This is a genomic window from Agrobacterium sp. 22094 (genome assembly GCF_052046015.1).
GTDB classification, from domain to species: Bacteria; Pseudomonadota; Alphaproteobacteria; order Rhizobiales; family Rhizobiaceae; genus Agrobacterium; species Agrobacterium cavarae.
The window spans coordinates 449350-463382 of record NZ_JBQEPX010000002.1; the positions used below are offsets into that span (position 1 = coordinate 449350).

Consider the following 14033-nt stretch of genomic DNA (forward strand, 5'->3'; position numbering starts at 1 on the left):
ACCCTCTACGCGCTGAGCCTTGCTGCTTCGACAGCACTGGGCGCCATGTCCGCACACGCCGCCGACAGGGAAATTTCCTGGATCTATTGCGGCGACAAGATCGACCCGATCCATGAAAAGTACATCAAGGAATGGGAAGGCAAGAACGCAGGCTGGACCGTCAAGCCGGAAGTCGTGGGCTGGGAACAGTGCCAGGACAAGGCAACGACGCTTGCTGCATCCGGCTCTCCAGCCGCCATGGCCTATGTCGGCTCGCGCACGCTGAAGCAGTTCTCCGAAAACGACATGATCGTTCCCGTTCCGATGACGGACGAGGAAAAGAAGTCCTACTATCCGCACATCGTCGATACGGTCACCATTGATGATCAACAGTGGGGCGTTCCGGTCGCTTTCTCCACAAAGGCTCTCTACTGGAACAAGGATCTGTTCAAGAAGGCCGGTCTCGATCCTGAAACGCCACCGAAGACCTGGGCGGAAGAAATCGCCTTTGCCAAGCAGATCAAGGAAAAGACCGGTATTGCCGGTTATGGCCTGCCTGCCAAGACCTTCGACAACACCATGCACCAGTTCATGCACTGGGTTTACACCAACAACGGCAAGGTCATCGATGGCGACAAGATCGTCATGGACAGCCCTGAAGTGCTGGCTGCTCTGAAGGCTTACAAGGACATCACCCCCTATTCCGTCGAAGGCGCAACGGCCTACGAGCAGAACGAAATCCGCGCGATCTTCCTCGACGGCAAGGTCGGCATGATCCAGGCTGGCTCGGGTGCCGCTTCGCGTCTGCAAAAGACCGGCATCAACTGGGGCATCGCAACGCTTCCGCTTGGCCCATCGGCCAAGGGTCCGGGCACGCTGCTCATCACCGACAGCCTTGCCATCTTCAAGGGTTCGGGCGTTGAGGACAAGGCGATCGAATTTGCCAAGTTCATCACCTCTCCTGGTCCGCAGGGCGAGTATGAGCTTCAGGGCGATGCCGGCCTGACGCCTCTGCGTCCTTCTCCAAAGGTCGATGAATTCGTTGCAAAGGACCCTTACTGGAAGCCTCTGATCGAAGGCATCACCTATGGTGGTCCTGAGCCGCTCTTCACCGACTACAAGGGCTTCCAGAACACCATGATCGAGATGGTCCAGTCTGTCGTCACCGGCAAGGCTGAGCCTGAAGCCGCGCTGAAGAAGGCGTCGGCCGACCTCGAGCAGTACAAGTAATATCGAACCGAAGGGGGCGTTCTCTCAAACGTCCCCTTCGACACCACCGCATGTGACGAACAGCCTTGCGGTACACCAAACAGCGCTGCCGAATGCACCGGGTGCAAACGGCCCTCTGGAGACGATCGTGGGTCAGCTTCATCTCAACAACGTTCAAAAATTCTACGGCGACTTTGAAGTCCTCAAAGGCGTGCAACTCAATGTTCCGCACGGAGAATTCGTCGTTTTCGTCGGCCCATCCGGCTGCGGAAAATCAACGCTGCTGCGCATGATTGCAGGCCTGGAATCGATCAGCGACGGCGATATCGTCATTGATGGTATCCGCGTCAACGACAAGCCGCCGGTCGAGCGTGGCATCGCCATGGTCTTCCAGTCCTACGCACTTTACCCTCACATGACCGTCTTCGAGAACATCGCCTTCCCGCTGCGGGTCGAGAAGATGGCGGAAGACAAGCTCCGCGAAAAGGTCCACGCGGTCGCCAAGATCCTGCAGCTTGAGCATCGCCTCGAACAGCGCCCCGGCATGCTGTCTGGTGGCCAGCGCCAGCGCGTTGCTATTGGCCGCGCGATCGTGCGCGAACCGAAAATCTTTCTGTTCGACGAGCCGCTGTCCAACCTTGATGCAGCACTTCGCTCCGACATGCGCATCGAACTGACCAAGCTTCACCGGCAGCTAAAAGCCACAATGATCTACGTGACCCATGACCAGGTGGAAGCCATGACCATGGCCGACCGCATCGTGGTTCTCAATGCCGGCAGCATTGCGCAGGTCGGTTCGCCGCTACAGCTTTATCACAAGCCGGACAATCTCTTCGTCGCAGGCTTCATCGGCAATCCAAAAATGAACTTCCTGCCAGTAACCTGTGTGGAAGCTTCGGACACCGGCGTGACCATCGCCTATGAAGGCAAGCAGCTGACGGTGCCTGTCGCGCGTGGAAATGTGCGTGCAGGCGATACGCTGACCCTCGGCATCCGTCCGGAACATTTGAGCCTCGGCACGGGCGATATGACTATCACTACAGTCCCAAGCGTCATCGAGCGCCTCGGCATCAACACGATTTCCTATTCGACGCTTTCTACCGGCCAGCAGTGGTGCGCTCTTCTGTCGGGCTCCGCGCCTGTTGCAGTCGAGAAGCCTGTTTCGGTTGCCATCAACGGCGCGGACTGCCACCTCTTCGATGGCGATGGCAATGCGCTGGAACGTCGTATCGATTGGAAGACACAGGAGCTGCCCGTTCTGGCCTGACCTCCGTTACGAGGCGGCTTGAAGCGCAAATAAAGTTTAAGGGCGTTTCCTTGCTTGAAGGAAGCGCCCTTAAACTATGTGTTCATTCCTGTAGACGCCGAGAGCGCATCTGCGAGCTTTCACGACCGTCGGCAACCGTTCAGGCCGCCTTGTGTCCATGCGGGTCCTGCACGATCGGCCAAATATCCCGCCTGACGCGGCGATAAGGGTTGGTTGCCGGATCGTTGGGATAGGGTTTCCCAGCCGAGCAATAGAGGATCTGCGAGGCGATCTTCGAAAAAGCGGCGTAGAAGTGGTTGGTGGATTTGATCAACAGGATCTTCCTCGACAGCGGATCGATGCCGAGGGCCGTGAAGAGAGACGGGTCATAGCTTTGAACCCGCACCGTCCCCAAAATCACGTCGATCCCGTCGAAGTGGATATGGGCAGCATCACCGAATGGCGCGATGCTGTCTCCAAACTTCATCTCGGCATTGGGCACGACCCTGACGACCTTCGCCAGGGCATCGATAGGATCGCCGGTATTGGGTGCGGATTTCGCCCCGAAGCGCAAAGGAATTTCAGCCTCCTCGCCTGCCGCCATGCAGATTTGGACGGCAATTGGATCCCACACGAGACCGGCAGCGACGCTTGTAGCGCCCTGGGCCATCAGTTCACGCAACAGCACCGTGGCATCGCCAGCCGTACCTCCACCCGGATTGTCCCAGACATCGGCAATCACCACCGGACCGGTTGAGGTATCCGCTTTCATCGCAAGTGACACTGCCTCGGCCTCACCGATTTGCGGCATCATGAAGGTGCCGCGCTTATCGAAGAGCTCAAGCCCGATCGAACGCGCCAGCGCCACGCCCTTGGCCGCATTGCCATCGGTCACCGCGATGGTCTTCGTTCCCATCTCCGGCACATCGCCCGCCATGAAGCCGTGGATGACGGAAAGCGACAACACCTCCGGGTCCTGCTTCTCTGTCGCCATCATCCGATCGACGATGCTGCGCATCGGCTCGCGGGACGTCGGAAACACATCGATCATGCGGCAATCGAACACGGACATGACCGGTTTGACGCGCCCCTCCAGCGTATCCACCGCGATCCGCCACAGATCCTCAGCGCGATCGACAAAATCCGTATGCGGAAACTCCTTGAAGACGACGAAGAAGTTCACGGCATCGACGCGCTTTCTCGTCAGGTGGCTGTGCGGATCGAGCTCGGCGCAGACCAGAATATCAGGCCCAACGATCTCGCGGACGCGCGCCAAAAGATCGCCTTCCGGGTCGAGGTATCCATCCGCAACCATCGCGCCATGGAGGCCAAGCACCACCGCATCGACCGGCATTGCCGCGCGCAACTGATCGAGAATTTCATCCCGCAGGCTTTCGAAGGCCTGACGGTTGATGAGGCCCGCCGGGTCCGCCCATGCCGCCGTTCCTTCGATCAGCGTCCAGCCTTTGGCGGCGCAGACCGCGCGACCGACAGTGATCGGAGCGGTGCAAAGCGTGGGTGTGACGGGATGCTGGCCCGGCGGTGCATAGAGCGATTCCTCGAAAGCCCGCCTGTCGATGCAGATCGGCGCGAAAGTGTTGGTCTCAGTGGCGAGAGCCGCGGTAAAAATGCGCAAGGGCTTGGGCCTTTTTTGCTGAAGGGCAGGACGTTTATTGGCCCATTGGGTTCGGCAGATAACCGGTGAAGCCGGAAATCTTCCAGCGACCTTCATGCAGGCGGCAATAATAGAGTGTCTGCCACTTCATCACATCGGTCGAGCCATCAGCCTTCTTGATGCTGCCGTCGAATTTCTTGCGCACCAACGCCGTTTCGCCAGAAATCTCGATCTCCTCCAGGGTCGTCGTGGTGAAAATCGCCGTCCGTGGGTCTTCGCCGTAACTGCCTTCTGCAAACTCGCGTGCCTGTTTCAGCCACTCGTCGCGGTAGGCGGGAAGATTGGGGAAGGCCAGCGCCCACTTGTCGGGATTCGGTTCGCGATTGCCGCTGATGCCGATGAAACCGTCTTCCACGAAGTCATCTGCCACCATCGACCAGTCTGCGGCCAGAAATGCATCGATATCGCGCGGAACCAACATCTCCCAAATGGCGTGTCGCGCCGCATCCGAGGCAGGAAACGGGTTTCTGAAGGGGTCACGCATCGAGGGCTCCATATCTAAATTATTTTCATGATGACCAAAAATCTCTGGCAAAAATCCGTTTTCTATGGTCACTTGTCAATGAATAACGAAAATAATTTGCAAGGACCATCCCATGAGCATCAAACGATATGGCGCTGAAAAATCCGGAGCAGGTGGACAGACACTTCCTTTTGCACGCGCGGTCGAGGCCGATGGCTGGCTGCACGTTTCCGGTCAGGTGGCCATGGAAAATGGCGAGATCATCTCCGGCGGCATCATCGAACAGACTCACAAGACCATCGAGAACGTGATCGCTATTCTGCACGAAGCCGGCTACGGCGTCGAGCATGTCGTGCGCTGCGGCGTGTGGCTGGATGATCCGCGCGACTTCTGGACGTTCAACCGCATCTACCAGAGCTATTTCGGCGAATATCCGCCGGCACGCGCCTGCGTTCAGGCCTCGATGATGGTGGACTGCAAGGTCGAGATCGACTGCATCGCCTATAAACCCAAGTCCTGAAAGCAGGCCGATGGATATCTTTGCGACCATTCAGGATGAAAGAGCGCAGTTTTCGCCATCCGAACAGCGCATCGCGGAGATATTGCTGAACGAGTTCGACTTCGCCGTCGGCGCTTCGATCATCGAACTGGCGGAAAAGGCGGATGTCTCTCCGCCGACGGTGACCCGCTTCTGCCGCCGGCTCGGCTGCCAGAACTTCGCTGACTTCAAGGTCCGTCTTGCCAAGACCGCTTTCGTCGGCGTCCGTTACCTCAACCCGGAAGCCAAGAGCACGTCGGCGGAGGATGTCGCCGAAGACATCATAACCAAAGCGCAGAACGCACTCTTCATGGTTCACCGCGCGCTCGATCCGCAGGCACTCGATACCGTGGCCGAGCGGATTGCTGCGGCCTCCATGGTCTATGCCTTCGGCTCCGGCGGCAATTCCTCCATGGTCGCCCTCGAACTGCAGAACCGGCTTTTTCGCCTGGGCACCCGCATCACCGCCAGCAACGACCACAATATGCAACTCATGCTGACGGCGGCAGCGCAGGAGGGCGATGTGATTATCGGCTCGTCCTTTTCGGGCCGCAATCAGGAACTGATGCGCTGCTTCAAACTCGCAAGAGAAAACGGCATTCGCACCATTGCACTCACTCAAGTGAAAAGCCCGGTGGCGAGGCTCGCAGACCATGTCATCGGCATCGACCTTCCGGAAGGCGACAACATCTATCGCCCCACCTCGACGCGCTTTGCCTATCTCGCGGTGATCGACGTGCTTGCCAGCCTGGTGGCCTACAAGAACCGCAAACACTCCACCATCACGCTGCGCCAGATCAAGCAGCAGTTGCTGGAGCATCGCGATGGCGGCGACGACCGCCAGATATTGGGAGACTGACGACATGACGATCCATAAGCGCATCGCCGTGGTGACAGGCGCTGCCGGCGATATCGGGCGCGCAATCGCTGCCCGTCTCGCAGCAAGCCATGACCTTATAGCCCTTGTCGATATTGATCAGGGTGCTCTGGAAAGCGCGGTTGCCGCGCTTGGCGGTGGAGCCGCTTACGTGACGATCGTCGCTGATGTCACCAATGCCGATAGCCTCAAGGCCATGACGGACCAATTAGAGGCGCTCGGCAAGGTCGTAACCCTCGTCAACAATGCCGGTGCGGCACGCGCCGTTTCACTGCACGACACGACGCCGGAAATCTGGCGCATGGATTCGAGCCTCAATCTGGAGGCTGCATTCCTGACCTTCCGCGCGGTCGAGCGCGACCTGACGGAAATGCAAGGATCCGTCGTCAACATCGCCTCCGTCAACGGCATGGCTGTCTTCGGCCATCCGGCCTATAGCGCCGCCAAGGCGGGGTTGATCCATCTGACCAAGTTGATTGCGGTCGAATACGGAAAATTCGGCATCAGAGCCAACGCCGTGGCACCCGGAACCGTGCGCACCCAAGCCTGGGAAGCGCGCGCCGCGGCCAATCCGAATGTCTTCGAGGAGGTGAAACGCTGGTATGCGCTGCGCCGTATCGCCACCACGCACGACGTCGCCAATGCCGTCCATTTTCTGGCAAGCGATCAGGCAGCGGCGATCACCGGCGTCTGCCTGCCCGTCGATTGCGGGCTGACGGCAGGCCAGGCCGAACTGGCCCACACCTTCTCTCAATCCGAACATTACTGAACACGCATAAAAATCAAGGGAACGACGATGAGCAAGACCGGATTCCGCCTCGAAAACGCATGGCATCCCATTGAGGGCGACCCGTCAGGCGGGTTTGTCTTTACCCTCGTCAACCTCACCGACACGCCAATCAGCGACTTCAAACTCGCCTATACGGCATTGACGCGCGTCATAGACAATCCGGCTTGCGAGAACGCGACGTTCCTGCTGCGCAACGCCAATTTCCACCAATACGCGCCGCCTGCCGGCTTCGTTCTGGAGCCCGGCGCCAGCTGGCGCTTTACCGTGCGCGGCCTCTGGCGGCCTGCCAAGCATAGAACCGACGGGGCGAAATCCGCCTATCTGACATTCTCCGATGGCACCCATCACACCATCGACGTTGCCGATCTGATGCTGGAAGGCAGGGTCAGCGATCCACAAAAGCCGCTCCTGCCGGAAGGACGCATCACTGAGCCCTTCTCGCTTTTACCCTGGCCGAAGCATGCGCACTTGCAAGCCGGTGAAACACCCGTCGTGCTCTTCCCGGCAGCGGGCAGCACGCCCGCCGACGTGAAGGCGATGGATACAGTCCTCAGCCTCCATCGCCGCCTGTTTTCTGCAGCCCACCAGCCATTTTCGCTGATCGCGGTTGAACAGGGTAAGGCTATTGGTTTTCAACACAGCAGTTCGCTTGCAGCGGAAGCATATGAGCTGACATTCGCCGAAGATGAGATCGTGCTTGCCTATGGCGGCGATGCGGGCCGCCAATATGGTCTGACAGCACTGGCGCAGCTCCATGATGGCGCGCGTAGAAATGCGGCGCTGTTCCGCTTCCCAGCTTCGGGCACCATCACGGACGAACCGCGTTACGGATGGCGCGGGTGCCACCTTGATGTATCGCGCCAGTTTGCTCCGGCACCAGACGTGCTTCGTCTCATCGATATTCTCGCCTGGTACAAGATGAACGTGTTCCATTGGCACCTGACCGATGATGAGGCGTGGCGCTTCGAAGTTCGTGCCTATCCGCAATTGACCACCGTGGGCGTTATGCGTGGCCCCGATGAGCCGATGCTTCCGCAGCTTGGCAACGCCGCAGAACCGGTTGGGGGCTTCTACACCCAGGCGGATGTCGCTGCCATCATCGCCCATGCGAGCGAGTTGAATGTCGAAGTCGTGCCGGAAGTCGATATTCCCGGCCACAGCACTGCAATCCTGGCCGCTCTTCCCGAACTGGTCGATGGTCAGGAAGCGCCGGACAGCTATCGCTCGGTTCAAGGCTTCCCGAACAACGCCCTCAATCCCGCCATCGAAGAGACCTATATGTTCCTCGGCAAGGTCTTCGATGAAATGGTCGAGCTCTTCCCGTCAAAGCTCATCCATATCGGTGGCGACGAAGTCGCCGACAACACCTGGATGGCCTCGCCGCTGGCGCGCAAGCTGATGGAGAAGGAGGGGCTGGATGGCACCTTCGGGCTCCAGAGCCACTTCATGAAGCGGATTCAGAAAATGCTGGCCGACAGAGGCCGCAGCATGGCCGGCTGGGACGAAGTCTCCCATGGCGGCGGCGTCGATCCGGACGGCACATTGCTGATGGCATGGCGCGCGCCCGAAGTCGGCGTCGAGCTGGCGAAAGAAGGTTACGACGTCGTGATGACGCCGGGACAGGCCTATTATCTCGACATGGTGCAGGACGAAGCCTGGCAGGAGCCGGGCGCCAGCTGGGCCGGCACCGTGCCGCCGCATCACACCTATCACTACGAGGCCGTGGGTGATTTTCCCGAGGACCTGAAGCCGCGTCTTCGTGGCGTGCAGGCCTGCATCTGGACCGAACACTTTCTCAACCGCGACTACTTCAACCATCTGGTCTTCCCGCGTCTTCCCGCCGTGGCAGAAGCCGCTTGGACACCGCGTGAGCGCAAGGATTGGGATCGCTTCTCGGCGCTCGTGCGCCTCAGCCCCACGCTTTGATCGGAGACAGTGCCATGGTGTTACGCATTGCAGTCGGCGGCATTCATACGGAGTGCTCCACCTATTCGCCGGTTCTCATGCAGCCGGAAGATTTTCGCGTGTTGCGTGGTGGCGATCTGACGGGCGCTGAGTATTTCAGCTTCCTGCCGACCGAGGGTGTGGAAATCTTTCCGCTCCTTCACGCTCGTGCCATTCCAGGTGGGCCGGTCTCTAGGGCGACCTATGAGGAATTCAGGCAAGAATTTTCCGAGAAGCTGCGGGCGGCCCTGCCGCTCAACGGTCTTTATCTTGCCATGCACGGCGCAATGAATGTCGAAGGCATGGATGATGCCGAAGGCGACTGGATTGCCAATGCCCGCTCGATCATCGGTCCGGATATTCCACTGGCAGTCAGTTACGATCTGCACGGCAACGTGACCCAGAAGATCGTCGATCAGATCGACATCTTCGCTGCCTATCGTACCGCGCCTCATATCGATGTGCGCGAGACGATGGTGCGGACTTGGTCCATGCTGATCAGGACGCTGAAAACGGGCGAAAAGCCAGGTGTCGCCTGGGCTCCGGTTCCGGTTCTGCTGCCGGGCGAGAAAACCTCGACGGAAGATGAGCCTGCCAAATCGCTCTACCACCGCCTGCCGGAGCATGATCGGATCGACGGCGTCTGGGATGCCAATCTGATGGTCGGCTATGTCTGGGCAGATGAGCCGAGAGCAACCGCCTGCGCCGTGGTAACGGGGTCAAATCCCGAAGCGGCGAAACGCGCTGCGGAAGAGATTGCACTGTCCTATTGGCAGGCGAGAGAAGACTTTCGCTTTGGTCCCGTCACCGGCGATCTCGAAGATATGCTTGACCTGGCCGAAAAGGCTGAGACGCAGCCGGTCATTCTTGCCGATTCCGGCGACAATCCCACTGGTGGTGGCGTGGGCGATCGTGCGGACGTGTTGAAGTCGCTGATCCTGCGTGGCTTCGAAGGTGCCGTCATTGGCGGCATTACCGACCGTCCAGCGGTGGAAGCGTGTTTTGCCGCCGGCATCGGCAAGACGCTCAGCCTCAAGATCGGCGGTTCACTCGATCCCGCCAGTCCCTTTGTCGAAGTTGGTGCCGAGATTGTCAGCCTCGATGATCCAGGCGCAGCGGATGAGCGACAGGCTGTCGTCAAGATCGGCGGCATAACGCTCATTCTGGCAGCCCGCCGTCGCCCCTACCACAATATCGCAGACTTCACCCGTCATGGCATCGACCCCGCCAAGGTGAGGCTGTTGGTGGTGAAATCCGGTTATCTCTCGCCAGAGCTTCAGCCGCTGTCCAATCCCAACCTGATGGCGCTGACGGATGGCGTTATCAATCAGGACATCGAGACATTGCCATCGAAGCGGCGGGTGCAACCGATATTTCCTTTCGTCAAAGACTTCGACTATACCCCGTCTGCGAAACCATCCGCACGATGGCGTTGAGGCTTTCGGCCAAGCCGCTGACTGCTGAATTGCTCGCGGGCGCTCGGGATACCTTCCGAGCGCCCCTTCAACTTTCCCATCCTGCGTGAGCGCAGGCTGTCTCTCCTGAAGAATATCGCGATCTTTCAGATTCGCTCATACGCTTCAGGTCCTGTTTTTACCGCATGTCGTCATCGCAAAATCACTCCACACTTTTGCTTGGACCATGCTTTAAGTGGACGATCCATGCTGTCGGCGCTGCCCTTTGTTTATCGACATGACCAGTTGCGGCTTTCTGCTGCCGGTATTTTCGTCTTCGGTTTCACCGGTGCGGCGACCGCGCCCTATATGTCGCTGATCGGCATTCGCGAGCTTGGCCTGACAGATGCCGGTTTCTCGATCCTGAGTTTCGTTGCAGCGCTGGTCAACGTTTCGGCCAGCATCAGCATGGGCATCCTCTCGGACCGGCTCGGCCACTATAAGCTTCCAATTCTCGGAGCATGTATATCCGGGGCGTTTGGCTATGGCGTGGTTTATGCCTTTCCGACCATCTGGACCTTCGCACTTGCGCTGCTCATTCCCGTTCCGGTTTATGGAGCGCTCAACTCGCTGATTTTTGCTTATGTCCGCGCAAGCTGCACCGGCATGCCGCCGCGTGATCTTATCGCCGTCAACTCCGCGGTTCGTGCCGCGATATCGCTCTCCTGGGTCCTTGTGCCCGGCATTGTCGGTTACGCGCTTGCGGGCCGAACCAGCATGCTCCCGGCTTTTCTGCTGGCGGCGATCGCATGCGCCTTCTGTTTCATTCTCTTTGCCCGCTTCATGCGTGAAGAAACCATTGCCCATGCCGAACGGCAGGAGCCAGCTTATGCGTTCCTGGCATCCCTTCGCCATCTCGGCTCACGCCAGATCTGGCCCTTCGTGCTTGCCATCGCGCTGATCTCATGCACCCTGCATGTCAACGGCATCGTGCTGCCGCTTGTGGTAACTGGAAAGGCGGGCGGGCAACCGGCCGATGTCGGCGCGATCGTCGGCATCGTTGCTCTTCTCGAGATCGTCTTCATCTTCTTCTGGGGATGGGTGGAAACCAAGACATCGGCCGCAGTCGCCATCGCTGCCAGTGCGCTTATCTATTGCGCTTACATGCTCGGTCTCGGCTTGGCGAAAGACCCGATGACAGTCTACCTGCTGACCCCTCTTTCGGGTCTCGGCGCAGCCGGCATCATTTCCCTGCCCATCACCTATCTGCAAAACCTGATCGCCAGGCGGGCCGGTCTTGGAAGCTCGCTCATCGCCGTCAACATCTTCTTGGGCGGCGGCCTGAGTTCCCTGCTCTTCTCGGTCGGGACGGCTGTCAGTGATTATTCCCACACGGCAATGCTCGGCGCATTTGCAGGTCTGTGCGGTGTGGCATTGCTCGGCTTCCTTCACAAGCGGCCGGCTGTTAAGGACGATCCCCACACCCAACAAGGAAGCGAACATCATGGCTGATCATACCGGGCGGTTGCTTGAGATTTGCGTCGACAGCGCAGAGGGTCTCGCCGCAGCGATCGAGGGCGGGGCAGACCGCATCGAGCTTTGCTCCGCACTGGGCGTCGGTGGATTGATGCCGTCCTACGGCCTGATGCAGCACGCGAAACGAACGAGCCCGATCCCCGTCTACCCGCTCATCCGCCCAAGAGCCGGAAACTTCGTCTATGACGAGGCCGATGTCGCCATCATGGAGGCGGATATTGCGCAGGCACGGGAGCTTGGGCTACCCGGCGTCGTCATCGGCGCGACGACCACAGACGGACATCTCGACCGACAGGTTCTGGAAAGGTTGATTGAAGCCGCATCCGGCCTGGATATCAGCCTCCACCGCGCTTTTGATATGGTGCGCGATCCAATCGAAGCGCTCGAGACCGCGATCGATCTCGGCATTTCCCGCATCCTGACCTCCGGCTGCGCAAAGAACGTATCGCTTGGAATGGAGATGCTGAAGCGACTGTCGCATCAGGCGGATGGCCGTATCAGCATCATGCCGGGCGGTGGCGTAACGGCCGATCTCGTGCCCGAGCTTCTGGCCGCAACTGGCATCCACGAAATCCATGCCTCGGGCAGTGCCTCTTCGAAAGAGGACCCTTCTCTTGTGGAATTCGGTTTTGCGCCCGAGCAGCGCAGACAGACCAGTCCGCAGGTTATTCGCGCGTTGAAGACGATTGTTCTTGGGGTCTGATTTGGCCAACGCGTAAGGCGGCGTCGCTACAGCATCGGCCCGAAAATCGGAATCGATTTTCGGAAAGCACGATGCGTCGATCAAGGACGCGCTAGTGATCAAGAGGAGGATGCTGCCAGATCAACTTCGCCTCTGAATGGATTGGCTCCACCGCGGTTGAGACGTTTTGCAATATAGAGCGCCTCGTCTGCACGTCTGAAAACGGGATCTGGTGAGGTCTCCTCTGCCAGAACCCTGCTCATTCCGTAGGACGCGCCAACCGCCATGATCGTGCCGTTCACTTCATAAGGCTTGGAAATCACCGCAGCCAGTTGACGGCACCGCGCCTCCGCTTCCTCTTCGGAAACCTTCGGCATCATCACCGCAAACTCGTCGCCCCCGAGACGGAAGCAAACATCGTCCGCGGCGCATCCGGCACGCAACCGCTCGGCGACCTGCTTCAGAAGATCGTCTCCATCGGCATGACCGAAGCGATCATTGATTGCCTTGAACCCATCAAGATCGATGCAGACAACCGTCAACGGCCCCTGCTCCGACAACTGCGTAAACCTGGTCGATACCAGTGTTCTGTTGGCAAGCCCCGTGAGGAAATCGTGTGTTGCCGCATGCCGCATATGCTTTTCCGCATCGACAAGCATCCTGAGCGCCTGACGCGACGTCGAGATTGCGAGGACACAGCTCGCGATGAAGATGCAGAGCGTGGCCGCGGCAAAGGGCAGTGACTGCCGCAGCAGATCATGGGCCGGCGTGTTCGCCTGCCATGACAGAACCTGTACCTGCCCATGCGGGGCAGCAGCAATGTCCACAGACGCGCGACCGGACTTGACCTGCTCAGACGGCTCGACGGCTGCATCGTCAAGCATGAAGCGTTCACCGAAAAACGCCTGAAGGCTGCCCGCGATCGGAATGGCCGAAACAAGGATTGGCGCGCGGTCGGTATTGGGGACGACTGTCCCGATATCGGCCTGGAAGAGGCTCGCCGTCAGCAGGAGAGCATCGTTTCCCACCACTTCGATTTTGCTTGATGAGATCCTGTCCGGAATGCCGCTCTTCTTCGGCTGATGCTCACGCGCTCGCACCGAGTCGATCAACGGTTGGGCTGCCGCGACAAGCGCGCTCGGTTCCTGTTTCAGGAACGAATGATTGGCGAAAGCGTCCGCCGTCTTGGCGTAGATAATCTTGTCGTTGCTGTCGATTACGGCAAGCGAGCGCACGTTCGACGTGCCGATGATAGACTGGCCGAGATTTCGCTCGGCCCAGCTCAGATCGAAGTTATTGTTGAGCTTATCGATCGCCTCGTCCCAGATCGTCCAGGATGTCAAAACGACCTCCATGTCCGAAATCCAGATCGCGACATTGCGCTTGACCAACGTCTCCTGGCGCACTTTCGCCTCTTCGTCCAAGCGGGCAGCACCAAAAAACAGTACGGCGGCCAGGCCGAGCAACAAAAGCCCGACAATGACGGCAACAGGGCCGACAAGCTTGAAGTGATTAAGGCGCGCCGTCATGGTGAGTTCCGTTGGCAATACGCAGATACTTTACATCGGCAACAAGGCAGATGCAGTTATCAGGGCAAACAATTACCTTGGCAAGGTTAATGGTTTTCTCAAGAGTGAAGACGCCGCATCGGCCACCTTATCTCAAGCGGCAAACAGCAACATCAGAGCTGTTGACCCCCA

12 protein-coding genes are annotated in these 14033 nt (G+C 59.0%); 9 read left to right on the forward strand and 3 right to left on the reverse strand.

The window, feature by feature from the left end; genetic code table 11:
* Positions 1-45 precede the first annotated feature (45 nt).
* Together ACTJK5_RS14500 and ACTJK5_RS14505 are read left to right on the forward strand one after the other, a co-directional pair.
* Positions 46-1209, forward strand: a complete 1164-nt coding sequence (locus ACTJK5_RS14500) for an ABC transporter substrate-binding protein (RefSeq protein ID WP_440612812.1) — start codon at positions 46-48, stop codon at positions 1207-1209.
* A 127-nt stretch (positions 1210-1336) separates the two neighbouring features.
* Positions 1337-2455 (forward strand): ABC transporter ATP-binding protein, encoded by a 1119-nt coding sequence (locus ACTJK5_RS14505; protein WP_062600583.1) that lies wholly within the window; start codon positions 1337-1339, stop codon positions 2453-2455.
* Between the two features lie 139 nt (positions 2456-2594).
* Here ACTJK5_RS14505 and ACTJK5_RS14510 read toward each other — a convergent pair whose 3' ends face one another.
* Positions 2595-4070 (reverse strand): M81 family metallopeptidase, encoded by a 1476-nt coding sequence (locus ACTJK5_RS14510; RefSeq protein WP_440612766.1) that lies wholly within the window; start codon positions 4068-4070, stop codon positions 2595-2597.
* Positions 4071-4104: 34 nt separating this feature from the next.
* Positions 4105-4593 (reverse strand): hypothetical protein, encoded by a 489-nt coding sequence (locus ACTJK5_RS14515; RefSeq protein WP_313058298.1) that lies wholly within the window; start codon positions 4591-4593, stop codon positions 4105-4107.
* Positions 4594-4705: 112 nt separating this feature from the next.
* Here ACTJK5_RS14515 and ACTJK5_RS14520 point away from each other — a divergent pair, with 112 nt between their 5' ends.
* From ACTJK5_RS14520 to ACTJK5_RS14550, 7 genes are all read left to right on the forward strand, one after another.
* Positions 4706-5092 (forward strand): RidA family protein, encoded by a 387-nt coding sequence (locus tag ACTJK5_RS14520; protein ID WP_440612767.1) that lies wholly within the window; start codon positions 4706-4708, stop codon positions 5090-5092.
* A gap of 10 nt (positions 5093-5102) precedes the next feature.
* Complete coding sequence (locus tag ACTJK5_RS14525; protein ID WP_062600045.1) at positions 5103-5969, forward strand: MurR/RpiR family transcriptional regulator; 867 nt, start codon at positions 5103-5105, stop codon at positions 5967-5969.
* A gap of 4 nt (positions 5970-5973) precedes the next feature.
* Positions 5974-6756, forward strand: a complete 783-nt coding sequence (locus ACTJK5_RS14530) for an SDR family oxidoreductase (RefSeq protein WP_440612768.1) — start codon at positions 5974-5976, stop codon at positions 6754-6756.
* Between the two features lie 27 nt (positions 6757-6783).
* Complete coding sequence (locus tag ACTJK5_RS14535; RefSeq protein WP_113225987.1) at positions 6784-8703, forward strand: beta-N-acetylhexosaminidase; 1920 nt, start codon at positions 6784-6786, stop codon at positions 8701-8703.
* 14 nt (positions 8704-8717) lie between these two features.
* Positions 8718-10157, forward strand: coding sequence for a M81 family metallopeptidase (locus tag ACTJK5_RS14540; protein WP_113225986.1), 1440 nt, complete (start codon positions 8718-8720; stop codon positions 10155-10157).
* Positions 10158-10382: 225 nt separating this feature from the next.
* Entirely contained in the window at positions 10383-11627 is a 1245-nt protein-coding gene (locus ACTJK5_RS14545; protein ID WP_440612769.1) for an MFS transporter, read from the forward strand.
* Positions 11620-12354 (forward strand): copper homeostasis protein CutC, encoded by a 735-nt coding sequence (locus ACTJK5_RS14550; protein ID WP_113225594.1) that lies wholly within the window; start codon positions 11620-11622, stop codon positions 12352-12354. Before ACTJK5_RS14545 ends, ACTJK5_RS14550 begins: the two co-directional genes overlap by 8 nt.
* A 98-nt stretch (positions 12355-12452) precedes the next feature.
* Here ACTJK5_RS14550 and ACTJK5_RS14555 read toward each other — a convergent pair whose 3' ends face one another.
* A complete protein-coding gene (locus ACTJK5_RS14555; protein WP_440612770.1) occupies positions 12453-13862 on the reverse strand; it encodes a sensor domain-containing diguanylate cyclase in 1410 nt (469 codons plus the stop codon).
* Between the last annotated feature and the right edge of the window lie 171 nt (positions 13863-14033).